At 69.1% G+C, this 24,071-nt stretch carries 24 protein-coding genes, 1 pseudogene and 1 riboswitch; of the genes and pseudogenes, 12 read left to right on the plus strand and 13 right to left on the minus strand.

Annotated features, from left to right (window positions below):
• Nucleotide 1: 1 nt before the first annotated feature.
• A complete protein-coding gene (locus tag M8859_RS10070) occupies nucleotides 2-1,123 on the minus strand; it encodes a serine/threonine-protein kinase (RefSeq protein ID WP_159923031.1) in 1,122 nt (373 codons plus the stop codon).
• A 497-nt stretch (nucleotides 1,124-1,620) separates the two neighbouring features.
• Between M8859_RS10070 and imuA' the strand changes: the two genes are divergently transcribed.
• Together imuA' and M8859_RS10080 are read left to right on the plus strand one after the other, a co-directional pair.
• Complete coding sequence (gene imuA', locus M8859_RS10075) at nucleotides 1,621-2,409, plus strand: DnaE2-dependent mutagenesis accessory factor ImuA' (protein WP_159923033.1); 789 nt, start codon at nucleotides 1,621-1,623, stop codon at nucleotides 2,407-2,409.
• 109 nt (nucleotides 2,410-2,518) lie between these two features.
• The gene (locus M8859_RS10080) at nucleotides 2,519-4,120 is read left to right on the plus strand and encodes a DNA polymerase Y family protein (RefSeq protein WP_195071236.1); all 1,602 of its coding nucleotides are present in this window, start codon (nucleotides 2,519-2,521) and stop codon (nucleotides 4,118-4,120) included.
• Nucleotides 4,121-4,147: 27 nt separating this feature from the next.
• On the opposite strand, the gene M8859_RS10085 is transcribed toward M8859_RS10080, so the two are convergent.
• Complete coding sequence (locus M8859_RS10085; protein WP_159923037.1) at nucleotides 4,148-4,846, minus strand: class I SAM-dependent DNA methyltransferase; 699 nt, start codon at nucleotides 4,844-4,846, stop codon at nucleotides 4,148-4,150.
• 184 nt (nucleotides 4,847-5,030) lie between these two features.
• On the opposite strand from M8859_RS10085, the gene M8859_RS10090 reads away from it, so the two are divergent.
• A complete protein-coding gene (locus tag M8859_RS10090; protein ID WP_195071235.1) occupies nucleotides 5,031-5,786 on the plus strand; it encodes an alpha/beta fold hydrolase in 756 nt (251 codons plus the stop codon).
• Nucleotides 5,787-5,858: 72 nt separating this feature from the next.
• Here the strand turns inward: M8859_RS10090 and M8859_RS10095 are convergent, their stop codons facing one another.
• On the minus strand, nucleotides 5,859-6,821 hold the full coding sequence (locus tag M8859_RS10095) for an SDR family NAD(P)-dependent oxidoreductase (protein ID WP_159923039.1): 963 nt from the start codon (nucleotides 6,819-6,821) through the stop codon (nucleotides 5,859-5,861).
• 224 nt (nucleotides 6,822-7,045) lie between these two features.
• On the minus strand, nucleotides 7,046-7,771 hold the full coding sequence (locus tag M8859_RS10100; RefSeq protein WP_159923041.1) for a TetR/AcrR family transcriptional regulator: 726 nt from the start codon (nucleotides 7,769-7,771) through the stop codon (nucleotides 7,046-7,048).
• Nucleotides 7,772-7,992: 221 nt separating this feature from the next.
• Here M8859_RS10100 and M8859_RS10105 point away from each other — a divergent pair, with 221 nt between their 5' ends.
• The 6 genes from M8859_RS10105 to M8859_RS10130 all read left to right on the plus strand — a co-directional run bounded on the left by M8859_RS10105 (nucleotide 7,993) and on the right by M8859_RS10130 (nucleotide 14,852).
• Complete coding sequence (locus tag M8859_RS10105) at nucleotides 7,993-9,096, plus strand: FAD-dependent monooxygenase (protein ID WP_159923043.1); 1,104 nt, start codon at nucleotides 7,993-7,995, stop codon at nucleotides 9,094-9,096.
• Between the two features lie 54 nt (nucleotides 9,097-9,150).
• Complete coding sequence (locus M8859_RS10110) at nucleotides 9,151-9,585, plus strand: DUF6640 family protein (protein WP_195071234.1); 435 nt, start codon at nucleotides 9,151-9,153, stop codon at nucleotides 9,583-9,585.
• Between the two features lie 121 nt (nucleotides 9,586-9,706).
• A complete protein-coding gene (locus M8859_RS10115; RefSeq protein ID WP_159923045.1) occupies nucleotides 9,707-10,162 on the plus strand; it encodes a hypothetical protein in 456 nt (151 codons plus the stop codon).
• A gap of 54 nt (nucleotides 10,163-10,216) precedes the next feature.
• Nucleotides 10,217-13,579 (plus strand): error-prone DNA polymerase, encoded by a 3,363-nt coding sequence (locus M8859_RS10120; protein ID WP_195071233.1) that lies wholly within the window; start codon nucleotides 10,217-10,219, stop codon nucleotides 13,577-13,579.
• 87 nt (nucleotides 13,580-13,666) lie between these two features.
• On the plus strand, nucleotides 13,667-14,662 hold the full coding sequence (locus M8859_RS10125) for a DUF4349 domain-containing protein (protein ID WP_159923049.1): 996 nt from the start codon (nucleotides 13,667-13,669) through the stop codon (nucleotides 14,660-14,662).
• A complete protein-coding gene (locus M8859_RS10130) occupies nucleotides 14,619-14,852 on the plus strand; it encodes a DUF167 domain-containing protein (RefSeq protein WP_195071232.1) in 234 nt (77 codons plus the stop codon). The genes M8859_RS10125 and M8859_RS10130 overlap by 44 nt, the downstream gene beginning before the upstream one ends.
• 46 nt (nucleotides 14,853-14,898) lie before the next feature.
• On the opposite strand, the gene M8859_RS10135 is transcribed toward M8859_RS10130, so the two are convergent.
• The 5 genes from M8859_RS10135 to M8859_RS10155 form a co-directional block, all read right to left on the minus strand.
• A complete protein-coding gene (locus tag M8859_RS10135) occupies nucleotides 14,899-15,363 on the minus strand; it encodes a tRNA (cytidine(34)-2'-O)-methyltransferase (protein WP_159923053.1) in 465 nt (154 codons plus the stop codon).
• A gap of 13 nt (nucleotides 15,364-15,376) precedes the next feature.
• The gene (locus tag M8859_RS10140; protein ID WP_195071231.1) at nucleotides 15,377-15,820 is read right to left on the minus strand and encodes a type II toxin-antitoxin system VapC family toxin; all 444 of its coding nucleotides are present in this window, start codon (nucleotides 15,818-15,820) and stop codon (nucleotides 15,377-15,379) included.
• Nucleotides 15,817-16,068: a hypothetical protein gene (locus M8859_RS10145; protein WP_159923057.1), complete on the minus strand. Its 252-nt coding sequence runs from the start codon at nucleotides 16,066-16,068 to the stop codon at nucleotides 15,817-15,819. The genes M8859_RS10140 and M8859_RS10145 overlap by 4 nt, the downstream gene beginning before the upstream one ends.
• A gap of 184 nt (nucleotides 16,069-16,252) precedes the next feature.
• Complete coding sequence (locus M8859_RS10150; RefSeq protein WP_159923059.1) at nucleotides 16,253-17,155, minus strand: NAD(P)-dependent oxidoreductase; 903 nt, start codon at nucleotides 17,153-17,155, stop codon at nucleotides 16,253-16,255.
• Nucleotides 17,156-17,387: 232 nt separating this feature from the next.
• On the minus strand, nucleotides 17,388-18,119 hold the full coding sequence (locus M8859_RS10155) for a DUF2071 domain-containing protein (RefSeq protein ID WP_159923061.1): 732 nt from the start codon (nucleotides 18,117-18,119) through the stop codon (nucleotides 17,388-17,390).
• 362 nt (nucleotides 18,120-18,481) lie between these two features.
• On the opposite strand from M8859_RS10155, the gene M8859_RS10160 reads away from it, so the two are divergent.
• Complete coding sequence (locus tag M8859_RS10160; protein ID WP_051174893.1) at nucleotides 18,482-18,727, plus strand: DUF3017 domain-containing protein; 246 nt, start codon at nucleotides 18,482-18,484, stop codon at nucleotides 18,725-18,727.
• Between the two features lie 51 nt (nucleotides 18,728-18,778).
• Here the strand turns inward: M8859_RS10160 and M8859_RS10165 are convergent, their stop codons facing one another.
• Nucleotides 18,779-19,426 carry a nitroreductase family protein gene (locus M8859_RS10165; protein ID WP_159923063.1) on the minus strand — a complete coding sequence of 216 codons (648 nt, stop codon included), beginning with the start codon at nucleotides 19,424-19,426 and terminating at the stop codon, nucleotides 18,779-18,781.
• A 69-nt stretch (nucleotides 19,427-19,495) separates the two neighbouring features.
• Between M8859_RS10165 and M8859_RS10170 the strand changes: the two genes are divergently transcribed.
• Nucleotides 19,496-19,873, plus strand: coding sequence for a winged helix-turn-helix transcriptional regulator (locus tag M8859_RS10170; RefSeq protein WP_159923065.1), 378 nt, complete (start codon nucleotides 19,496-19,498; stop codon nucleotides 19,871-19,873).
• Between the two features lie 28 nt (nucleotides 19,874-19,901).
• Here the strand turns inward: M8859_RS10170 and metX are convergent, their stop codons facing one another.
• From metX to M8859_RS10185, 3 genes and pseudogenes are all read right to left on the minus strand, one after another.
• On the minus strand, nucleotides 19,902-21,020 hold the full coding sequence (metX, locus tag M8859_RS10175; RefSeq protein ID WP_159923202.1) for a homoserine O-acetyltransferase MetX: 1,119 nt from the start codon (nucleotides 21,018-21,020) through the stop codon (nucleotides 19,902-19,904).
• Between the two features lie 35 nt (nucleotides 21,021-21,055).
• Nucleotides 21,056-21,331 (minus strand): annotated as a pseudogene (locus M8859_RS10180) (hypothetical protein); the annotation flags it as partial.
• 239 nt (nucleotides 21,332-21,570) lie between these two features.
• Nucleotides 21,571-21,681, minus strand: a riboswitch (SAM riboswitch).
• A gap of 52 nt (nucleotides 21,682-21,733) precedes the next feature.
• Nucleotides 21,734-22,438, minus strand: coding sequence for a TetR family transcriptional regulator (locus tag M8859_RS10185; RefSeq protein WP_159923069.1), 705 nt, complete (start codon nucleotides 22,436-22,438; stop codon nucleotides 21,734-21,736).
• Between the two features lie 132 nt (nucleotides 22,439-22,570).
• On the opposite strand from M8859_RS10185, the gene M8859_RS10190 reads away from it, so the two are divergent.
• Nucleotides 22,571-24,064 carry an MFS transporter gene (locus M8859_RS10190; protein WP_249644138.1) on the plus strand — a complete coding sequence of 498 codons (1,494 nt, stop codon included), beginning with the start codon at nucleotides 22,571-22,573 and terminating at the stop codon, nucleotides 24,062-24,064.
• Nucleotides 24,065-24,071: the final 7 nt, after the last annotated feature.

Below are 24,071 nucleotides of genomic sequence, written 5' to 3' on the forward strand. Positions count from 1 at the left end.
CTCAGAGGACGGCGACGATGATCGCGATGATGATGACCAGGCCGATCAGGAGGCCGACGGCGATGGCCAGCGGGGCGTTGGCCGGCTGGGGATCCCTGGCGCGCTGAGGGGCCGCGGCCGCGGTCGCCCCGGCGGGATTGCGGTGCGGACGGGGAAGCGGCGTGGAGTGGGGGCTGCGGATCCCCGACGCCGAATTACGTGCGGCCCAAGGCGGAATGGTCCCGTCCTCGGTGCGGACGGGCGCGCCGAGAATGTACGGCCCGGTGCCGGGACCGAAAGCGGCGGTGAGGATCTCGTCCCGCGCCTCGGCCATGGTCGGGCGGCGCTGGGGCGCGGGCTCCATCATGTGCAGCAGCGCCTGGGTGAGCACGCCGCTGCGGGTCGGCGGGATGATCTGCGCCATGGCGGCGCGGTGCACGATGACGTCGCTGTCCTCGTCGAAACCGTACGGCGGCTGCCCTTCGATCGCGGTGTAGAGCGTGGCGCCCAGGGAGAACACGTCGCTGGCTTTCGTCGGCTGCGCTCCGCGCGCCACCTCGGGGGGCAGGTAGGAGGGGGTGCCGGTGATCACGCCGTCCGGTTCGTCGGACAGATCGCCCGCGCCGCGGGAGATGCCGAAGTCGCTGAGCTTCGCCATACCCACGCCGGGCCCGCGATCGGCGACAAGGATGTTGCCCGGTTTGATATCCCGGTGCACGATGCCGACGGCGTGCGCGGCGGCCAGCGCGTCGGCGACCTGGGCGCCGATCTGCGCGACCTCGATCGGCGGCAGCGTGTCGACCAGCGCGAGCGCCTTCGCGACGCTGCGCGAGGGTAGGTGCTCCATCACCAGCCAGGGCTCACCGGCCTCGAGCACCACGTCGTACACGGCGATCGCGTGGTCGTGCGAGAGCTTCGCGGCGACCCGGCCCTCGTGCATGATCTGGTTGCGGACCGCTTCGGCTTCTTCCTCGTCGAGTCCGGCCGTGGTGAGAACCTGCTTGATCGCGACGTCCCGGTCGAGCAGCCGGTCGTGCGCCAACCAGACCGCGCCCATGCCGCCGCCGCCCACCTTCGATTGGAGGCGGTAACGGCCCGCGACGAGGTATTGAGGGCCGACAGTGGGACGAGCGCGTTCGGTCACGGTGCGAGGGTAGCGGAAAATGGGGCTAGCTGGCCTCATTCGGCTTCGCGCATGGGAAAGACAGAGGGCACGGCCGTACGCGGCGCCCGCCGGTCGGACCCTCGGTTCGAATGCCTCTCCCACACCATACCGATGAACCGAGGCCGGGCTGGGGTAGCCGGGATCACGCCGGGTTCGCCCCCCATCGGTCGCATCGAGAATCACGTCACCCGGCATCGTCGTCGGCTGGGGACGAGCTGCGGCACGGCGTCGGCTCCGCGTGCTGGTGCCCAGTCGAGCGGACCGGGGCCGTTTCCGTTCGATGCCGGTGTCGCGCGCCCGTTGCCACGACACGAACCTGCCCAGCCCTTGACGAAACCTGGGGGTCGGTTTCTACTGAGTCCGTATCGAACGTATATTCGATATCGATCGATAGCTGGATCGGTGCTGCCGCTCGAATCGCGAGGGCCGCTCCGCATGCTTCGCCTCGGGTCCATCGTGGGAAGTAGGTGGTTGTGATGGGTTCGGATGCGATATCGCAGGGAGGGGTGAATCGGGGCGCGCTGCCGCGCGGTGGTGGGCGGGAGGGCGCCCCCTCGTTAGCCGATCTGCGCAGACGCATGGCCGCGGTGCCGGGGCGCGGGGAAGCGGCGGCGCAGCGGGCTCCGCTCGGCGCCGGATCGAGCGGAGCGGCATTGCCGGTGCCCGCAGCGCTCGCTCCGCTGTTGCCCGATGGTGGCTTGGCCAAGGGTTCTGTCGTGGCGTACACGGGGGCGAGTTCGCTGCTGGCCGGTTTGCTCGCCGCCGTGACGGCGGATGGAGGGCATGCCGCTGTCGTGGGTATGCCCCGGCTCGGTCTGCTCGCCGCGGTGGAGATGGGGGCGCAGTTGCGGCGGCTGGCCGTGATCGCCGATCCCGGCCCGGACCCGGTGGAGGTTGCCGCGGTATTGCTCGACGGGCTCGATCTGGTCGTGCTCGGGCTCGGCGGCGGCGCCGTCGCGCCCGCCCGCAGCCGGGTGCTCGCCGCCCGCGCCCGCAGCAAAGGCGCCACCCTCGTGGTCGCCGACGGCCGCTGGCCCGGCGCGTCCCTCCGGCTCGACGCCCGCATCGCGGGTTATGCCGGTCTCGGCCGCGGGCGCGGACGCTTGCGCTCGCTCGGCTTGACGGTCGAGGTGCGGGGCAAGTCGGGACCGCCGCGGCGCGGACGGCTGGATCTGTGCCCGAAGGCGGGGCGCGTGGAATGGGTGCTGCGCGAGAAGGCGGCCCGGACCGTCGAAGCCATCGAGACAGCGGAAGCGGTCTCGTGAACGCGGCGGAGGATCTCGAACGCCGGCCCGATGCTTCGAGCGCCTTCGCCGAGCTCGTGCGTCATCGAGGACTCGCCGGTCGTCGTGGACCGCGAGCGGCAGGGGACGAATGCAGCGCGGCGCCGTGATCCGGCCTGGGTCGAAGCGGGTGCTCGCTGTGTGGTGCCCGGACTGGCCCGCGGTCGCCGCGGCGGCGACAGCGGGACTGTCCGCCACGCGGCCGGTGGCGGTGTTGTTCGCCAACCGGGTGGTGGCGTGTTCGGCGATCGCGCGAGCCGAAGGCGTGCGCCGCGGCTTGAAGCGCAGAGAGGCGCAAGCACGATGCCCCGACCTGTTCCTCACCCAGCAGGATCAGGATCGGGACGCGCGACTGTTCGAACCGGTGGTCGCGGCCGTGGCCGCGGCGATGCCCGGCGTGGAAGTGCTGCGCCCCGGGTTGCTCGTGCTCGGCGCGCGCGGTGCGGCGCGGTTCTTCGGATCCGAGGAGACGGCGGCCGAGCGCCTGGTCGACGCCGTGGCCGTGGCCGGGGCGGAAGCGCAGATCGGGATCGCCGACGAGCTGTCCACGGCGGTGATCGCCGCCCGGCGCGCCGAGATCGTGCCCACGGGGGCGGGAGCGCGTTTTCTCGCACCGCTGCCGGTGGGAGAACTCGCGGTCGAGCCGAGCCTGGCCGCCCCGGAACGCGCCGACCTCGTCGATCTGTTGCACCGCTTGGGTTTGCGCCGCATCGGTGACTTCGCCGCGCTTTCCGCCGCGGAGGTCGCCTCCCGGTTCGGGACCGACGCCGTGCTCGCGCATCGCTGCGCCAGGGCCGAGCCGGAGCGTCCGCCGTCCGCGCGGCAGCCACCGCCGGAGCTGGTGGTGGAGTACCGCTGTGATCCGCCGATCGAGCGGGTCGACGTGGCCGCATTCGCGGGTCGCCTGCTCGCCACCCGGCTGCACGCCGCGCTCGCGGCTGCCGGGCTGGCCTGCACCAGGCTTTCGGTGCACGCGGAAACCGCGGCGGGAGAGCATCTCTCCCGGATCTGGCGATGCGCCGAGCCGCTCACTCCGGAGGGCACGGCGGATCGGGTGCGCTGGCAGCTCGACGGCTGGCTCACCCGGCGGGACGGTGCGCGGCCCACCGCGCCGATCACGGTGCTGCGGCTGGAACCCGTCGAGGTGGTCACGGCGGGCGCGCTCCAACTCGGGTTGTGGGGCGGGGCCGGGGAGGAGGACGAGCGCGCCCGCCGCGCGCTGATCCGGGTGCAGGGGCTGCTGGGCGGGGAAGCGGTGCGGATCGGCGTGCTCAGCGGCGGACGCGGCCCCGCCGAACGAATCACCATGGTCGCGCTCGGCGACGAACTCGTCCCCGCGGCCGACCCCGCGCAGCCCTGGCCGGGCCGGCTGCCCGAGCCCGCCCCCGCCGTGATCCTGCTGAACCGTCCGCTGGTGCGGTTGGAAGCCGCCGACGGCACGCTCGTCGAAGTCACCGACCGCGCCATGTTCGACGCCGACCCCGTCCTGCTGCGCTGGGGAAGCAAACAGTGGCGGCTGACCGCCTGGGCGGGACCGTGGCCGGTGGACGAACGCTGGTGGGCGCCCGATTCGGACGACGCGGAATTCACCGCTCGCGCACAGGTCCAACTCGACGCCGCCCCCGACGCCGGTCGAGTGCTGCTGCTGGTCTACCACGACCGAACCTGGCGCGCCGAGGGGCTTTACGACTGACGGCGCAGTGGGTGGACGGCAGCGAGTTCACGCCGGACGCGACCACACCGTCGCCATGGTGAACGGATGTCCGCGCAGGGCGGCCCATTTCGGCTTCCGGGCCACGAACGCGTCATCCACCAGTGCCTCGGCGACCTCGGTGAGGACCCATCCGGCGGCCAAGCCTGCCGACAGGTGCTCGCTGATCAAGTGCAAGTGGGTGCTGATCGCCACCGGTTCGCCGGAAGGATCGGTGTAGTGCGTCGGCATGCCGGACACCATGATGAATTGGGGGTGGTAGCTGACCAGTACACACCGCGCGCCCGGTGCGGCCAGCCGCCACGCCTCCGCGTAGAACGGCGCCAACTCCGGTAGGTGTTCGTCGATCAGCGACGCGATCACCAGGTCGTAGGCGCCTTCCGGCAGACCGGTGGACCGCACGTCGGCGAGGGTCAGCGTGGTGTGGACGTCGCGTTCGGCGGCCAGCGTCAGCATCCCCTGGCTCACGTCCACCCCGTCGATGTGCGTTATCCCGTGGCCCCGCAACCACGTTCCGGTGCGGCCGGTGCCGCAGCCGAGGTCGGCCGCGCGCCGCACCCGGCCGAGGTCGAGGTGCAATCGTCCGAGCAAAGCGAGATCCATCTCGTCCAGAACCGTCTGCTCGTAGGTGGGCGCCCACCCGTCGTACCCGGTGGCGACGTCGACGGTGCGGTAGTCACGGCGGTCGAAATCGGCGAAGGAGGGCATGCGGCCGAGTATCGTTGCGGGCTCGCACCCACGCCAGGCATTTACCGAGCTGCGAAACACCGTTGTCACCTTGGGTGCCGTGACATCGGTGCTCGGAAGCACTTCCCCCACCATGTTTTTGCCGGGGAGTGATCCGCGCTACACCGTGCAGGCGAGCGCATGACGGCCAGTATCCTCGTTGGTCGTGGATTCGACGCTGGACCAGGTGGCATTCGGAGATGTGCGGATCGCCTTTCGGGATTCGGGAGTGGGCGCGGTCAGCGACATCCCCGTGATGCTGGTGCACGGCATGGGCGGCGACGGGCATACGTGGGACCGGTTCGCGCGTGTCCTGGTGCAATCCGGACGCCGAGTGCTCATCCCGGATCTCCGCGGACACGGCCGTAGCTCACACGCCGATTCCTATCGCTTCGACGACTTCGGTGAAGATCTGCTGCGCCTCTGCGACCATCTGGAGTTGCCCGCGGTGGATCTGGTCGGGCATTCGCTCGGCGGCTACGCGGTCTCGCGCGTCGCGCAGGACCGGCCGGAGCTGGTGCGCAGGCTGGTCATCGAGGAGTGTCCGCTCCCGCTGCAATCCGGCGCCGAGGAATTGCGCCTGACCCGTCGCTTCCCCAGAATGCCCGAACTGTGGCACGCCACCTCGAGTCTGGTCCGGCACCCGCGCGCGGTGATCGCGTTCGACCGCTCCATGACGAAGACCGCGTTGGAGCAGTTCCGCAAGCCGAACCCGGAGTGGTGGGACCGGCTCTCCGACATCACCGCGCCGACCCTGGTGTTGTGCGGCGGGCCGGGCGGCATGGTGGATCCGGATAAGCTCACCGCCCTGCGAGCCGCCCTGCGGAACTGCACGGTGACCACGTTCGCTTGCGGGCACAGCATCCATCGCGACCGCTACTGGGAGTTCGCCGCCGCCGTCCGGCCCTTCCTGGCGGGCTGAGCAGGGGCCGCGCGGTCGACGTTCAGCTGCCGGGCACCGCCACCCAGGACGGGAGCGTCCGGACAGCCGAGTTCACCAATGCGTCCCGGGCACCCACCGGGCAGCGCGCCGCAGTGCTGTCCCCGTGACGCGGCGGGCGGTCGACCGAGGCCGGGGCCGGGTGAGCGTGGCGGCGGGTTCGGCCGGCTCGTCGCCGGACGCGGTCTGCTCGCCCTTGGCCGCGGGGGAGTCGGGCAGGGCGCGGTAATAGCGGTGCAGAATGCGGTCGCGGATCTTCGGAGTGAGCAGCGCGCCGTATTCGGCGATGGTGCCCAGCGGCACATCGATACGTTTGGGCCGTTCGGTCAGCGCGCGCACGACGGTAGCGGCGGCCCACTCGGGAGACTCGGCGGGGCCCTGATCGCCGCTCGGGGCGATCATCGGCGTGCGCACCAGCGGCATGTGGATGGTGGTGAACGTGACGCCGTCGGCCATGGTCTCGACGGCCGCGACCTCGGTGAACTTGTCCAGCGCCGCCTTGCTGGCCAGATACGCGGAGAATCGCGGCGTGGCCACCTGCACGCCGGCGCTGCTGATGTTGACGATGTGCCCGAACTTGCGTTCCCGCATCTGCGGCAGCAGGGCCAGGGTCAGCCGCAGCGCGCCGAAGTAGTTGACGGCCATGGTGCGTTCGAAGTCGTGCAGCCGGTCGGTGGAGCGGTGGATGGCGCGGCGGATCGAGCGGCCCGCATTGTTCACCAGCATGTCCACGTGGCCGTGCTCGTCCAGGACGGTCTCGATCACGTGGTCCACCGAATCGGAATCGGTGACGTCGCAGGAATACCCGTAGGCCGAGCCGCCCGCTGACCTGATCTCCTCGACCACGGAGGCGAGTTCGTCACCGCGGCGGGCGAGCAGGAACACAATGGCGCCCTTGCTCGCGATCGCCATCGCCGCTGCCCGGCCGATGCCGGAGGACGCTCCGGTGATGAGGACGTGTCGCCCGGTGAGGTCGCGGTCGCGGCGCCGGGCGGGGTCGGCGGATGCGTCGGTCATCGCTGCTCCTTCGCAGGTCTGGTAGGCAAGAACTTACTCCGAGGTAAGTTGGGTGCCAAGTGCTCCTCGTCACAGTCGGGGCCTGCTCACCTGTTGTGCCAGTGCGATCACTGAGACCGGGCGGATCGCTTCGTCGTCCTCGGCTGGCTCCGCTGTCGAGGAACGTGATCGTCGGCCTGTGAAGTGCGAGCTGTGTTCCGCAAGCCGGGGTGATCCGGGGACGGTTATGCGGATGGTCGCTCGGGAAGCGCCAGGCCCAGGATGCTGGTCAGGTCGCGTAGGCATTCCTCGTAGACGGGTTCGAGATCGGAGTACGCGAAGTCCAGCTGGTGCAGGACCTCCATGCACAGCAGCCCGTACAACCGGATCCAGCAGGACAGGAACACGTGCGCGGCCTCAGGTGGCAGCTTTTCCTCGATAGCGGCCGAATAGGCGATGAGCTGCTCGTGTAAGGACGGGGGCAGTTCGGCCGGATCGGGCACCGGGAAAGGGTGCGTCTGCCACAGTTCGATCGTCAGATCCAGTAGCACCCGCTCGAACCGTTGCCCCGCTCGGTGGCGTTCGGAATCCGGTTGCCGGTTCGGCGGTGCGATCGGGGCGGCGAAGATCCAGCCGAACTCGGCCGGGTGAGTGATCGCCCAAGCGCGCATGGCGCGGCAGACCGCCAGAATGCGCTCGCCGATCGGTGCGTCGGCGTGAGCGTCCCGGACCTGTTCCATCGTGGCGGCCAGCTCATCGAAGAGGTCCGCGGTCACCGCCCCGACCAGCGCGTCATGGCTGGAGTAGTAGTGATAGAGAGACGGCCCGCTCATCCCGACCTGTCTGGCGACCGCGTTGATGGTCACGGCCGCCGACCCCTGCTCGACCAGGAGTTTGCGCACCGCGTCGTGGATTTCTTCCAAGGTGGCCTTGCGCATCCGCTCGCGCCTGCCGCCGGTTCGTGTCGACATCCTCGCCCTTCTTTCGATCCAGCACGCCTGTTGACAGCTTAGACACTCTTTGATTGTCTAATGGCTCTAAAAGATTTAGAACCTCTAGGAGTTGGCGTGGATCGTTGGTGGTGGGTGTTCCCGGCCGTGGTGCTGGTCACGACGGCGGTGTGGTGGCGGCAGTCCAGGTCCGCTCGTCTGTGCGATGGCGGCGGGGCGGCCTGCGATCGGAAGGGGCGGCGATGAAGGCGCTCGTGGTGGGCGGCGGTATCGGCGGGCTGGCCGCGGCCGTGGCGTTGCACCGGCGTGGCTGGCAGGTCGAGGTATTCGAGCGCGCGCAGGAGTTCACCGAAATCGGTGCGGGGCTGTCGATCCAGCCCAACGGGGTGCGTGCCCTCGACGCGCTCGGCCTCGGTGATCGGCTGCGCACCGGCCGACGGGCCGGCCCACCGCTGGGCATCCGCAGTGCGAACGGGGCTTGGCTGATCCGCAACGACGTCGATGACCTCGAACGGCGCTTCGGCTCGTGGGCGATCCTCCACCGCGCCGCACTGGTGGACATCCTGCGCGCGGCCGTGCCCGCGCACGTGCTGCGGCCGGGAACGACCGTGCGGCAGGTGCTGCCCGACGGCACGGTCCACCACGACCACGGCACCGCCACCGCGGATCTCGTGATCGGCGCCGACGGTGTGCACAGCGTGACCCGGCGGTCGGTCTGGCCGCAGGCGCCCGGACCGCGCTACGTCGGATACACCACCTGGCGCCTGCTCACCGCACCTCATCCGGTCGAGGGAAGTGTCGAAACATGGGGCAGAGGCGAACGATTCGGGTACGTGCCGATGCCGGACGGCCGCGTCTACTGCTATGTGATGGCCAACGCTCCGGCTGGATCGCGCGCGGGCCTGGATCGGCTCCGCGCACTGTTGGCGGGCTGGCACGACCCCATTCCGGCTCTGCTCGACGCCGCGCCCACGGATGCCGTTCTGCAGCACGACACCCATGAACTGCCGAAGCTGCGCACGTACGTCCGCGGGCGGGTCGCGATTCTCGGTGATGCCGCGCACGCCATGGCTCCCAACCTGGGGCAGGGTGCGTGCCAGGCACTCGAGGACGCGGTCACGCTCGCCGGGGCCGTGGACACCCTCGGCGTGGACGCGGGGCTGGCGGAATACGACCGCCTCCGCAGGCCGCGCACTCAGAGGATCACCCGGCTCTCCCGCCGGGTCGGCGCTCCGGCGCACTGGACATCACCAGCGCTGGCAACGCTGCGCGACACCGCTCTACCGCTGCTGCCCAGCGCGCTCTTGGGTCGCTCGATCACCCCCGCTTACACCTGGACGATCTGAGTCTGCGCGAGAAACGCGGCACCCCCGTTACCTGAGAGACGAAAGGCCCGCTCGATGCCCCTTCCCCGAATGGTGATCGCCGCCGTCGCGGTGATCACGATGGTCAGCGCGGTACTCGCGGACCTGGTCATCCCCGATCTGGCCGCACAGCACGCCTTCAATCCCGGCTGGCCGCCGCACGCGAAGTTCCACGACGCCCAGTACATGGTGATGACGGTGCTCCTCGGCGTGATCGGCCTGACGCTCACCCTGCGGCCGGGCCTGGATCCGCGCGGCCGGCTGCTGTGCGCCGCCGCGGTTGTGGCTACACCGTGGCTCGGCATGATCGGCGCGCTCTTGTTCCCCGATACCGCGACCCACGATCCCGAGTTCGCCGACCGCACCCTTTTCGTCCTCGGCCTGCACGGACAGGTCTTCATGGCGCTCATCCTGCTCACAGCCCTGCTCGCCGCGAGCATGGCGCCGTCGCGGCGCCCGAGCACCGCCTGAAATCGCCGCCCGCAACGACGCCGCTGGTTCCGGAGAACCCCACGCGCGCGGGAATTTTCCCGGGGCGAAACGTATCGAACAACGGTCGAAACGTTCGAACATATGTGCGATACTCAGCGGCATGTCGGACGATCGGATGGCGGAGGTGTTTGCCGCGGTGCGGCTCGGTGGCGTCGACCCCGCGGCGGGGCGACGGGCGTTGGAAAAGCTCTGGGACGAACTCGGCGAACGCGCGGATGCCCTGCACCGCTGCGTGATCGCCCATCATCTCGCCGACCTCCAGGAGGAGGCCGCCGAGGCGCTGCGCTGGGATCAGCGCGCGCTGGCCGCGGTGTTCGGGCCCGGCGTGCCGCTGGACGAAGGTCTGCGCGGCTTCCTGCCGGCGCTCTATCTGAACCTGGCCGACAGTCATCGCCGGGTCGGCGAGTTCGAAGTGGCCGGAATGCAGTTGGCCATCGCGCGCGGACATCTCGACGTCCTGGCCTCTGATGCCTACGGCGCGCTCATCCGAGCTCGCCTGCGCGGCGTCGAGGACGCCTTGGCCGCCGGTTCCGTCGAACCTCTCCCGGCGCGCTGACCTGCCTGTACATCGCCATTCTTCGAATGTATGTTCGAGGTGAGGAGGTGGGTTGTGGGCTGGGGCAACGGTCCGCCCAGCTGGGCGGAGATGGAGCGGGTGCTGTCCGGGCGGTCCGGGCGGACGAGTCCCGACGCGATGTATCCGGGCGACGGCGGCGACAGCCCGGCGTGGTCGCGCAAGCGCGGGGAGTACCGTCCCGAGCCGGTGCGCCGCGCCGAGGAATCGCCGGTTCCGTACGCGGAGTTGCACGCGCATTCGGCCTACAGCTTCCTGGACGGGGCGAGCCATCCGGAGGAGCTGGTGGAGGAGGCGGTGCGGCTCGGCTTGGCGGCGATCGCGCTCACCGACCACGACGGCTTCTACGGCACCGTCCGTTTCGCGGAGGCGGCCAAGGAATGGGGGATGCCCACGGTCTTCGGAGCCGAACTGTCGCTCGGCACGGCAGACGAACCGCGCCTTTCCGGCACCGAACGCGGGCACGCCGCCGCCCGCGACTCCGCACCGCGCACCGGCGCGCCGGACCCGGCCGGGCCGCACCTACTGGTGCTGGCCCGCGGCCAAGAGGGTTATCGCAGGCTCTCCCGCGAGATCGCCGCCGCGCACATGGCCGCGGGAGAGAAAGGCATCCTGCGCTACGACCTCGATACGCTCACCGCGGCGGCCGAGGGGCACTGGCACATCCTGACCGGATGCCGGAAGGGACACCTACGCCGAGCGCTCGAACTCGACTTGCGCACCGGCAGCACCCGGCTCGAGCGCGCGGAAGCCGCGCTGCGCGAGCTGACCGACCGCTTCGGCGCCGACCGGGTGAGCGTGGAACTCACCCACCACGGCATCCCGGAGGACGACGAGCGCAACGCCCACCTCATCGCTTTGGCCGATCGCCTCGGGCTGCCCGTGCTCGCCACCACCGGAGCGCATTTCGCCGCACCGGGCCAGCGCCGCCGAGCCATGGCGCTCGCGGCGATCCGGGCCAGGCAGAGCCTGGACGAGACAGCGGGCTGGCTGGCCCCGGCGGGCGGCGCGCACCTGCGGTCCGGAGCGGAAATGGCGCGGTTGTTCGCGGACTGCCCGCAGGCAGTGGCGAACGCGGTGACCCTGGCCCGCGAATGCGCCTTCGACCTGAAGCTGATCGCTCCGCACCTGCCGCCCTTCGACGTGCCCGCCGGACACGACGAGCAGTCCTGGCTGCGTGAACTCACCATGGCGGGCGCCGCGGCGCGCTACGGCGCCCCCGAGCGGAACCCGGAGGCCTACCGGCAGATCGAGCACGAGCTCGCGGTGATCGGCAAGCTGGAATTCCCCGGCTACTTCCTGGTGGTGCACGACATCGTCAGCTTCTGCAAAGACAGCGACATCCTGTGCCAGGGCCGCGGTTCGGCGGCCAACTCCGCGGTCTGCTACGCGATCGGCATCACCAATGTCGACCCGGTGCGCAACCAGTTGCTGTTCGAGCGCTTTCTCTCCCCGGAGCGCGACGGTCCGCCGGATATCGATGTCGATATCGAATCCGACCGACGGGAAGAGGCGATCCAGCACGTCTACCGCAAGTACGGCCGCGAGTACGCCGCGCAGGTGGCCAACGTGATCACCTATCGCGGCAAGTCCGCGGTGCGCGACGCCGCACGGGCGCTGGGTTTTTCGCCCGGTCAGCAGGACGCGTGGAGCAAACAGGTGAGCCGCTGGACAGGTGTGGGCGCCGAGACGAACACCGACATCCCCGCCGAGGTGCTGGAACTGGCCGCCGACATCGAGGGGCTGCCCAGACATCTCGGCATCCACTCCGGCGGCATGGTGATCTGCGACCGGCCGATCGCCGACGTCTGCCCGGTGGAATGGGCGCGGATGCCCGGCCGCAGCGTCCTGCAGTGGGACAAGGACGATTGCGCGGCCATCGATCTGGTGAAGTTCGACATGCTCGGGCTCGGCATGCTCTCCGCGCTGCACTACATGATCGACCTGGTGCGCGAGCACAAAGGCGAGACCGTCGAGCTGCACGCGCTCGACCTGGCCGAACCCGAGGTCTACGAGATGCTCTCGCGCGCGGACTCGGTCGGCGTCTTCCAAGTCGAGTCGCGCGCGCAGATGGCCACCCTGCCCCGGCTGAAACCGCGCAGCTTCTACGACCTGGTGGTCGAGGTGGCGCTGATCCGGCCAGGCCCGATCCAGGGCGGGTCGGTGCATCCCTACATCCGCAGGCGCAACGGCGTGGAAGACATCGTCTACGACCATCCGGCGCTGAAGAATTCGCTGGAACGCACGCTCGGCGTGCCGCTGTTCCAGGAGCAGCTCATGCAGATGGCCGTCGATGTCGCCGGATTCACCGCCGTCGAGGCCGATCAACTGCGCCGCGCCATGGGGTCGAAGCGCTCTACCGAACGAATGGAGCGCCTGAAGTCGCGGCTCTATCAAGGCATGCGCGAGTGCCACGGCATCACCGGCGCGGTCGCCGACCGCATCTACGAGAAGCTCTACGCCTTCGCGAATTTCGGTTTCCCGGAGAGTCATTCGCAGAGTTTCGCCGCGCTCGTGTACTACTCGTCCTGGTTCAAACTGCATCATCCCGCCGCCTTCTGCGCGGGTCTGCTGCGCGCCCAGCCGATGGGTTTCTACTCACCGCAGTCACTTGTCGCCGACGCCCGCAGGCACGGGGTCGCGGTGCACGGTCCCGATGTCAACGCCAGCCGCGCCGAACCCACCCTCGAGGCGGACGGCGCCGAGGTGCGCCTCGGTCTCGCCGCGGTCCGCCAGATCGGCGACGACCTCGCCGAGCGCATCGTCACCGCCAGGGGCGAGCGACCCTACACATCGTTCCTCGACCTGACCGGTCGGGTGGAACTCACTGTCGCCCAAGCGGAATCGCTCGCCACGGCGGGCGCGCTCGGCAGCCTCGGCATCACCCGACGTGAAGCGCTCTGGGCGGCGGGCGCCGCCGCCGGCGAGCGTCCGGACCGGTTGCCCGGTACCGGCGCGGTCACCACCGCGCCCGCCCTGCCCGGCATGAGCGATCTGGAGATGGCCGCCGCCGACGTCTGGGCCACGGGCGTCTCGCCGGGCAGTTATCCGACGCAGTTTCTGCGCCCGAAGCTGGACGCTCTCGGCGTCGTACCAGCCGAGCGCCTGCTCGACGTGCCCGACGGTTCCCGGGTACTGGTGGGCGGCGCTGTGACGCACCGGCAGCGTCCGGCCACCGCGGAAGGCGTCACCTTCCTCAACTTGGAAGACGAGACCGGCATGGTGAACATCGTCTGCTCGCTGGGGCTGTGGCGCCGTTACCGCCGCCTCGCCCAAGGCGCTGCTGCCCTGCTCATCCGCGGCCGGGTGCAGAATGCCGAGGGCGTGGTCAGCGTGGTCGCCGAACATCTGCAGCGGATGGATCTGCGGATGACATCCAAGTCGCGCGACTTCCGTTGAGCCAGTGCTTTAGAGAAGTGTTAGAAGCGTTCCAGGAAATGCTCATGCGGGGCTGTCCGCGCAGCGAAAAGGGCTACTGTGCCAGGCATGAGGAAGCTTGCTGTGCTGTGCGTCGGCGTGCTGGGGTTGATTCTGCTCGCCGGCTGCGGTGACGAGGACGCGACGCCCGCCCCGGATCGGTCGTCGGCGATAGTCACCGGGCCCGCCCCCGCGATCGTGCCTCCCGGGGTCCACGAGCTGGCGCCGCCGAAGCGGGACAACTCCGGCGGTGAACCGATGTCCGCGCGCAAGGAGGTGATCACCGGCACCGTCGAGATCACCGCCGACGCTCCGGTCGCCGCGGCCGGCACGATCATCGACCGGGTGCGTGCGGCGGGCGGCCGGGTCGACAGCCGTACCGAGCAGCCCGGCACCGACGACACCGAGCCCAGCGCCACGCTCGTCGTCCGGATGCCCGCGGACAAGACCGACGCGTTCATCGCCGACCTCGGCGGCGTCGGGCAGGTCACCCGGGTCACCACCAACCGCGACGACGTCACCATGCAGTGGGAGGACCTGGACGCCAGGATCAAGGCGCTGCAAACCTCGGTCGAGCGGCTGCGAGCGCTCATCGCGGGCGCCACCACCACCTCCGACCTGATCGCCGCCGAGCAGGCGCTGTCCAGCCGCCAAGGCGAGCTGGACAGCCTCACCGCGCAGAAGCGGCGGCTCGACGACCAGGTCGCCCTGTCCACGCTGACCATCGAGATCACCAGCGAGCACAACAAGTCCGACGACGATCCCGACAGTTTCTGGGACGGCATCGTCTCCGGTTGGCACTCCTTGGTGAACTGGTTGCAGGACGCGGTCGTGTTCAGCGGCAAAGCGATTCCCTGGCTCGGCTTCCTCGCGGTGGCGGTCGCCGTGGTGTGGGGCATCGCGCGGCTGGTGCGGCGTCGTAAGCCCGCTTCGAGCAGGGAAGAATCCGCACCGGCTCTCGCGGAGCCCGCAAGCAGCGCCGCATCCCCCCAAGACGCGGAAACCAGCGCAGGAGGCAAGCGTGCCCACGGTGGTAAGGGCGACGATCAAGCCGAACAGCCGTAAAGGCCCGCTGGTGGAAACCCTCGACGACGGCGGCCTGCAACTGTACGTGCGGGCGCCCGCCGTCGAGGGTAAAGCCAACAAGGCGGCCATCGAGCTGCTCGCCGAGTATTACGGAGTCCCCAAGTCCGCCGTCCGCCTGACAGCGGGGGCGACCTCCCGCTTCAAGCGCTTCGAGATCGACGGTCCCTGACGACCCACCCGCTGCGAGCCTGCGAATGCCTGGGCACGGCAGATGATCAGACGCCGCCGGGGAAGCCGAGTTGGCGCCATGCTTCGTAGACGGTCACCGCGGCCGCGTTGGAGAGGTTCATGGAGCGGCGGCCGGGGAGCATCGGTATACGCAACCGCTCGGTGATGCGCGGGTCCGCCAGCACCTCCGCGGGCAGGCCGGTGGGCTCGGTGCCGAACAGCAGCACGTCGTTCTCGCGGTAGGACACGTCCGTGAACCGGGTGGTGGCTTGGGTGGTGAACGCGAAAACCCGCTCCGGGCGCAACGCCTCCCACGCCGCCGCCAGATTCGCGTGCACCGTCACCGCCGCCAGATCGTGGTAGTCCAACCCGGCCCTGCGCAACTTCGGCTCCGACAGCTCGAACCCCAACGGTTCGATCAGATGCAGATGACACCCGGTCCCCGCCACCAACCGGATCGCGTTGCCGGTATTCGGCGGGATGCACGGCTCGTGGAACATCAGATGGAACACGGGTGTCAGTCAATCAGGTCGTCGAAGCCACCGACCGCGTCGGTCGGTCAGGCAGCAGTCGGAGCGGAACCGGGTGATTGGTTCGGACCGCGCCGAAGTGTCGGCGATCCGATGTTGCTACTTCGTTCACGTCAAGTCGTTCGGCGACTGCCAGGACGGCGGCATCGATCGCACCGAGCGGAAAGTCGGCGTACTTTCGAACCAACTCGGCCATCCGCAGCAAATCGGCACGGGTGAGATCAACGAGTTCGATTTCCTCGTCGGCTATAGATTCCAGGAATCTGGCCTCAGCCGCAGGTCCGACCCGGGTCTCCAGAAAATAGCAAACTTCTGCGAGAACTGGACCTGGGACCAGTAGGGGCCCGGGGTGCGTCTCGAGGAGATCAAGGCAGCGTCGATGATCCGCGTCGTTCTTGTTGAGCACAGCGACGAGCGGGCCTGTGTCGCAGACGATCATTCGGTTTGCCTACCACGTTCCTCGCGGAGCAACTCTTCCGATCTCACCGCTAGATCTGGCTCAGCATGCATCATGCCGGCAAACGAGAGGCGTCGACGCCGCTCGCCTGGAGGCTCGGTGACGGAGCCCCCCTCAGCGGTGTCGGCAACGACCAATTGCAACGCGACAGCCCGCAACGCATGCGCCTGGTCCGGTGTGAGTCGATCGACCAGGCGATGCAGGTCTTCGTAGTCGTACGCTGCGGTCATGGGACTGATTGTAGTGAGAACTGCACGCTATAGCGTCGGCTACGCGCTACCCTGCCGGAGCACCGGACACTACGGGCTGTCATGCAGTCGCTGACCTTTCTGCGAACGGTGACCCGCGGATTGTGAAGGTGCCGCCACAGCGGTGGCGCCGGAGCGGAGCGGTACCGCATTCCGGGCGCGGATGTCAGCTTTCGCGGATGTCGATCCGTTCGCGGTCGGGCGTCAGCAGCTGGATCAGCGCTGTGATGCTCTGCTCGCCCCGGCCCTCGGCTACCGCTCGGCGCAGCAGGTCGTGCATCGGAGCATGCCAGGACATGTCGACGCCCGATTCCGCGCCGAGCCGCTCGTCATCGCCGATCGCGGTGTGGAACAGCGCGATCGATGAGCCGAGCCGGGTGTAGTCCTGGCTGTCGATCTCGTCGGCCATGATCGGTAGCAGTGACTCGATCATCTGTAGCCATTTGATCGAATACGGCACCATGGTGCCTGCTGCCAGACCGCGCGCGGACAATACCGCCGCGCCTTCGAAGAATCCGAGCAGTGCGGGGAGAAGTGTGGCGCCGACGGCGGATTCGTAGAGAGCGGCCAGGTCCGGTTCGGCGCCCAGATGGACGAGGTCGCCGCCGAGTGCCCGCAGTGTCTGTTTGTGCTCGTCGAAGACGGCTTCGTCGCCGCCGAAGTACAGCAGCGTGTCCGGCTTTCCGACGGCCGCAGGTACGTTCTTGATCGCGCCCCCGAGGAAACGCGCCCCTCGGCCGGTCGCCCAGCGCGCGAAGTCCCGCGCGTCGGCAGGGGCGCCGCTGTTGAGAGTGATGAGGGTTCGCCCGCTCAGCTCGGTCTCTGCGGCGGTCAGGCTGTCGCGGGTCGCCTGAAACGTAGTCAGACAGGTGATGATCAGCGGGCTGGCGGTGATGGCGTCGGCGATGTCGAACTGCTGGTGCGCGCCCGCGTCCACCAGCGGTGCCGCCCGCTGCGGGCTGCGATTCCACACGGTGGTCGAATGTCCCGTCGCGAGGAAGGCTTTTGCGAGGGCGTAGCCCATCGAACCCGTGCCGAGCACGGTCACCGCGGTCTCTTGATCGATCATGCGACTCCAATCGTGCCGTGTCCGTGCGACTCACGGCCTGGCGACAAGGACCGAGTGTTTGCTCATCCAGCGACGACGACAAGTACGCACTTTTCGGAGGAGTTGCGTACGTCCAGGTAAGTGCCCAGACAGCGGCGGGCTCGGCCGTAACTCGTATGACCGGAGTCACAATCGGCCGCCGTGGTCGAGGTGGCCGCCTCCGTCGTTGTGGCGAGCTTTCGGCGTAGCGGAATCAGGCGGTTGCCGGGGTCCGCATCGGCGCGGTGGTGTTCCATACGGCCGGGACATCACGCATGAGCAGCGTGCAGTCGGGAGTCGCGCTGCCGGGTGGGAACCGGGTCGGGTCGTCGAAGAAAGTCGACTGGACAGCGTGCGTATGCGCCGGGTGCACCCGCCATTCGTGCGTCCTCAGTTCGAGGCCGTCGAGGCGCGTGCCGTCACGGCCGGCGGAGAAACCGGTGCAGCCCTGGCGGAAGAACTGCGAAGCGGCGGTGAGATCGGGAAACACCGCGCTGCCCTCGAACTCGTCGGCCGTGCGTACATCCACACTGACCTGGGTCGACCTGTCCCTGGTCGTGTAGGCGACGTGCAGATCGTGTGCAGTTTCCCGGACATCGAACCGGGCGAAGCTGTGCACACCGGGGAACAGGCGTCCTCCGAGCAGCACATTCAGGGGTGAGCCGCTGTCCCTGCGCGGAATGTAGACGCCGGTTTCGACCCCATCCTGGCCGTCCCATTCGACGGCTACTCGATGCGCGGCGTTCTCGCTGCGCACCCCGACCGAGCTGGGCAGCCCGACCGGACGAACCTGAGCGAGCCGGATGAGACAGATCCCCGCGATCGCCCAGTCGCCGACCAGATGCGGTCGCAGTGGCGCCGGTAGCAGGTTTGCCGCAACGTCGGGTTCGACGCGGTAATTGACCAGAAGACGTCTCTCGATGACGCTCGAGATCTGAGGCAACACGCAACGGGTCCTCTCCTCAGGAGCTGGCTCCACCGCTGATGCGGTACCAACCCCTCCGCATTCGACGGTACACGGAAGGCGCAGGTGCCAGCACCGACCCGCGTATCGGTCGCCCTCGATCGAGGTAGCAGGACGCACGCGCTCGACCGGCGTCGGTCGAGTGACCGTATGACGCGGCTCCTCGTATTTCGTACGCGGGCAGCGCGCCGGGTACGACGCGCATCGTCCGCGTACGCCCGATGCCGGTCAATGGCGAGGGGGTCTGCAAGAATCGGGGCGTGACCGATGCCGACACGCCTATCACGGAGCACCGGGGCCGGCGACGAAGTCTCGGGGCGCAGTTCTTGCGCTGCCATCTGCCTATGGTCGTCGTGACGCTCGTCATCGTGGTGGCGGTGGTGTTCGTCGCGTCCGATCGGTGGCGGCGGGGGGCGTTCTTCTTCGGCGGTGCGACGCTGCTGGCAGCGGCATTCCGGTTGTGCCTGCCGACCGCGCGGGTCGGGTTGCTCGCGGTGCGCAGCAAGCCCTTCGACGTCGGCGCGCTGACTTTGCTCGGGTCGAGCATCCTGTTCCTCGCGGCCACGATCAACACGCTCGGCGTCGGCTGACAGGTCGGCGATCGGAGGGCGACCCGGCCGAGCCGAGTCGCCCCTCCGTGATCAGCGGGCAGCGGCGTATCGCTCGGCGAAGACCGTTCGCTCGCGCGGACGGCGTCCGGGATGGGGTGGGTGGGCGTCGCTGTAGCCGATGGTGACCAGCACCGCGATGGCGAGATCATCGCGGTCGCCGATACCGATGGCCTGCTTGACCAGGTCGGCGTCCCAGCCGTTCATCGGCGCGGAGGCCAAACCGAGCCCGGTGGCGGCGAGCATCGCGTAGGTGGCCGCGATCATCGCGTTCTTGACCGCGTTCTCCCGCAGCAGTCCGCGCTGCTCCAATGCCAGGTACTCGGCGCGCGCGTCGAACAACGCGGTGAACTCGGCGTTCCACGCGCCGTTTCGGCCGGCCAGTTCGGCGATATCGGCGTTGTGGTCGCGCCAGGCGGCGGGATCGGCGACGAAGACGAGCACTACCGGCGCCTCTCTCGGCTGCGGCTGGCCGAACGCCGCCTCCGACAGCGCCGCGCGGCCGGACTCGCTGGTCACCACCACGATCGACCGGTCCTGCATGTTCCACGCACTCGGTGCTTGCATCGCCAACTCGACCACCTCGTCGACAAGTGCGGATGGCACGGGGTCGGCGCGGTAGTGCCGCACTGTACGACGTCCCCGAATCGCTTCGGACACCGAGATCTGCTGTATCTCCATGATTCTTACTATCGGAGAGTGACACTCCAATGGAAAGACGGCACTTTATAGTGCGCTACACTCCATCAGGTGCCCACCTACGTGGAAAGTTCCGGCCTGCCCGCCGATGTGTACTCCGCGAAGTGCCCCACGCGGGAGGTCCTCGACCACATCGCGGGCAAGTGGACGGTGCTGATCATCGACGCGCTCGCCGACGGCACCCTGCGATACACCGACCTGCGCCACCGGATCGGCGGCATCTCCCAGAAGATGCTGACGCAGACGTTGCGCCAACTCGAGGCCGATGGATTCGTCACGCGCACAGTGCATCCCACCGTCCCGCCCCGGGTGGACTACACGCTCACCGAACTCGGCCACAGCCTGCGCACGCCCATCGCGGCGCTGCGGGACTGGATCGAAACCAACATCAACCGGATCGAGGCGGCCCGACGAGCAGCGGCGGGGTGACGGCCCGGCACCGAATGCTCGGGGCCGGTCAGCGCTTGGTCCGGATGCCGTCCCGAGCGAGTCGCATGGTCTCGGTCAGCAGTTTCGACACCGCGGCCGCCTCGGTGAGGAACCCGTCGTGCCCGTCACGCGAGTGCACCACCTCGAGTCCGTCGCAGCCGGGTAGGAGATCCGCGAGCTCCTGTTGGGTCCGCAGCGGGTACAGCCGGTCGGAGTCGACGCCGCCGACCACGCAGGGCACCGGCGTCGCGGCGAGCGCCGCCTCGATGCCGCCCCGGTCGCGGCCGACGTCGTGGCGGTTCATCGCCTCGGTCAGCAGCACATACGTGGCGGGATCGAAACGCTTGCACAGCTTTTCGGCTTGGTGATCCAGATAGCTCTGCACCGCGTAGCGGCCGCCGGTCCACGGGTCCTCGTCGTCCTGAGGTCTGTTCTCGAACCGGTGATCGAGCTCGAACTCGGTGCGGTAGGTCAGGTGCGCGATCCGCCGGGCCAGGGCCATGCCCGTCAGCGGAGCGCGGCCGGTGCCGTGATAGTCGCCGCCCTGCCAGTCCGGATCGGCCTTGATCGCCGCGATCTGGGTGGTCTGGGTGCCGATCTGGTCGGCGGTAGCGCGGGCGCCCACGGCGAGGACCAGCGCGGCGGCGACCCGCTCGGGTGCGCCGACCATCCATTCCAGCACCCGCATGCCGCCCATCGACCCGCCGACCACGGCGGCGAGCCGCTCGACGCCGAGCAGGTCGAACAGAGCGGCCTCCGCGGTCACCTGATCGCGGATGGAGATCTCGGGAAACCTTGCGCCCCAGACCTTCCCATCCGGAGCGAGCGATGACGGCCCGGTGCTGCCCTTACAGCCGCCGAGCACGTTGGTCGCGATCACGCACCATTCGTCGGTGTCCAGCGGCGCGCCCGGCCCGACCATGCCGTCCCACCAGCCGGGCATCGGGTGCACGTCGTCGGGTCTACCGACGACGTGCGAGTCGCCGGTGAGGGCGTGCTCGACCAGCACGACGTTGTCCAGCGCGGGGGAGAGCTCACCCCAGCGCTGCACCGCGAGGTGCACGTCCGGGATGACCGCTCCGTTCTCGAGTCGCACATCGCCGATGGCCACGGTGCCGAGCTGTCCATCCGGGGGCGGCAGGACGATGGCGGAGGCCCGCACGCTCTGTTCGGTACCCACGGTCACGTCGCCGCCGCCGCGAAACCGGCGCGCAGATCGGTCGGCATGGTCTCGACGCCGACGCCGACGCCGACGCCGACGCCGACGCCGACGCCGACGCCGACGCCGACGCCGACGCCGACGCCGACGCCGACGCCGACGGCGGAGCGGACCGGTCCGGAAGCGACTCCGAGGACGAGCTGTGCCTCGAGGGTGAGCTGAGAATGCGTCATCGACGCACGGTGAATCACGAGGGGACGCACATCCCCGATGGTAGCCACGCGGCTGTGCAGGGCTGATCCGTCCCGCGCGGCGTCGCCGAAGGTGTGCGAACCGGTCCGCTGGACCGGCAGCGCGGGGGCGTGCGTGCCGTCGGTGGTCCGGCCCGCACGGCTGCGCTCGGTCTCGAAGGACCACTGCACCGGGTCCTGCACGGCCCCGGGCGCGATGGATTCACTCATGGTTTGCTCCCAAGAAGGTGTTCGCCGGTATTCGGGGGGTTAGCGGTGTGTACGACAACACATGCCGGCGACCTCCTACTACGCGCTTGCTCCCGGCTTTCGGGAGCCAGGTCATCACCCGGAGCACCCCACCGCGGTTGGAGGGTTGCCGATCAGCGAGCCGGGGCTTGGCGCTGGTACTCATGACCTGCCCGGCATCATAACCGGCGGTCGGTCAGCCTCCGAAATCCTCCACCGACTTCACTCGCCGCCGGGCTGCGGCGCGACGCGGCAGACGCGCACGAATTCGTCGAAGGTCTCGGTGAACGCGGTGCGTCCCGCTTCGGCCGCGGTGGCCAGATCCTCGTCCAGGAACAAGTCGTCCGAGCACTCCATGCCGACATGGCCGATCAGTTGCCAGGTGCCGACGATGAGCCGCACCGCACGGGCGTCCGGTTCGGCACCGAGGCGCTCGGCGACCACCGCCGCGATCGCGGTCCGCTTGTCGTCGGCGTGTTCGAGACTGCGCGCGCTGACCGACGGACTGCTGCGCAGAATCCGCTGTACCTTCTGGAACTGCCGGAACGACAGCGGGTCGGCCGGACCGGCCTCGGAGGCTCGATCGACCACCTGCAGGAAGGCCTCGCGCAACGCCTCGAGCTCGTTGCCCGTGCGGGGCATTCCGCGCAGAGTCTCGGCGATGGTGCGCCCGAAGTCGTGGACGGGCCCCAGGACGATGTCCTCTTTGCTGTCGAAATAGCGGTTGATCGTGCGCGGTGAGACATCCGCCGCGTTGGCGATCTGCTCGATGGTGGTCGCGTCGAAGCCCTGCGTATCACACAGATCGAGGGCGGCCGCCATGATGCGCAGCCTGGTCTGCTGCTTCTTGCGTTCGCGCAGTCCTGCCGTCGCCGGGGCCTGGTCGGCCGCTGCGCCCGCGCCCATCGGCGCCGATGACTCGAGCATGTCCTCATGGTAACGCAATCCGCCGTTTTCCTGTCCGTAACCGACAAATGTCGTACTACGACATTTTGCGCTTGACGCCAAATGTCGCTCAATGACAGGATGGTTCCCGACATCGAGGAACGAGGAGACAACGTGACCGAAACCGCGACAGCGGTGCACGCATCGCGAAAGCCGGGCAGTTCAGCGCGCTGGCTCGCGCTGGCAGTGATCGCATCGGCCCAGCTCATGGTGGTCCTGGACGCCACCATCGTGACCATCTCGCTGCCGTTCGCGCAGCGCGATCTCGACATCAGCGACGGCAACCGGCAATGGATGCTCACCGCCTACACGCTGATCTTCGGCGGTCTCCTGCTGCTGGGCGGCCGGCTGGCCGACTACCTCGGGCGCCGCCGAATTTTCATCATCGGCCTGATCGGTTTCGCCGGCGCTTCGGCTTTGGCCGGTCTCGCGCAGAACGGGGCGGAGCTCTTCGCAGGACGCGCGTTGCAGGGCGCGTTCGCCGCGCTGCTCGCCCCGGCCGCGCTCTCGCTGCTGTCGGTGACGTTCACCGAGCCGGGTGAGCGGGCCACCGCCTTCGGCGTGTTCGCGGGCATCTCCGCGGGCGGCGCCGCGCTCGGCCTGATCGCGGGCGGCGCGCTCACCGAGTACGCGTCGTGGCGCTGGTGCCTGCTGGTCAACACGCCGATCGCGTTGCTGGCGTTGCTCGGGGCGCTGGCCTGGGTGGCGAAGGACCTCCCGGCTCCGCGCAGCGGCGGATACGACGTGCCCGGTGCCGTCACCGTGACGTTCGGGTTGATCGCCATTGTGTACGGATTCAGCCGCGCCGCCGACGACGGCTGGCTGGCCGGAAGCACCCTCGCGCTGCTCGTCGCCGGGCTCGCCCTGCTCATCGCCTTCGTCGTGATCGAACGGCGCTCGTCGAACCCGCTGCTGCCGCTGCACATCCCGGGGGAGATCAACCGGGGCGGCGCGTTCCTCGCCGCGCTGCTCATCCCGATCGCCATGTTCGCGATGTTCCTGTTCCTGAGCTACTACTTCCAGATCACCCTGGGCTACTCGGCGCTGAAGGCGGGCTTCGCGTTCCTGCCTTTCCCGGCGGGCATCGCGATCTCGGCGGGACTCACCAGCGCCCTGCTGCCCAAGCTCGGCCCGCGCCCGCTGATGCTGGCAGGCGCCGTACTGGGCGTCATCGGGCTGGTGCTGCTGGCCCAGCTGAGTTACGGCGACACCTTCCTCTCCGGGGTGCTGCCCGCTCAGGTGCTCATCGCGCTCGGCATGGGTCCGCTGTTCGTGGGGATGCAGACGGTCGCGCTGCATCAGGTGGAGGAGGAGGACTCCGGCGTCGCCTCCGCGCTGCTGAACGCCGCGCAGCAGGTGGGCGGTGCGGTCGGGACGGCGCTGCTGACCACCATCTCGGTGCAGGTCGCCGAGGGCTTCGCGCGGGACAACCCTGGCCTCGACAACTTGGCCGCGCGAGCCGCGATCCACAGCTACGACGTGGCCTTCTACGTCGGCGCCGGGTTCTTCCTCGCCGCCATTCCGATCATCGCGCTGATGATCCGCGACCGGCCCGAGAACCTGATCGAAGGTTCGGAGGAGCAGGGACGGATCCCGGCCACCGTCTGATCCGCTG

The organism is Nocardia sputi, from assembly GCF_023501985.1.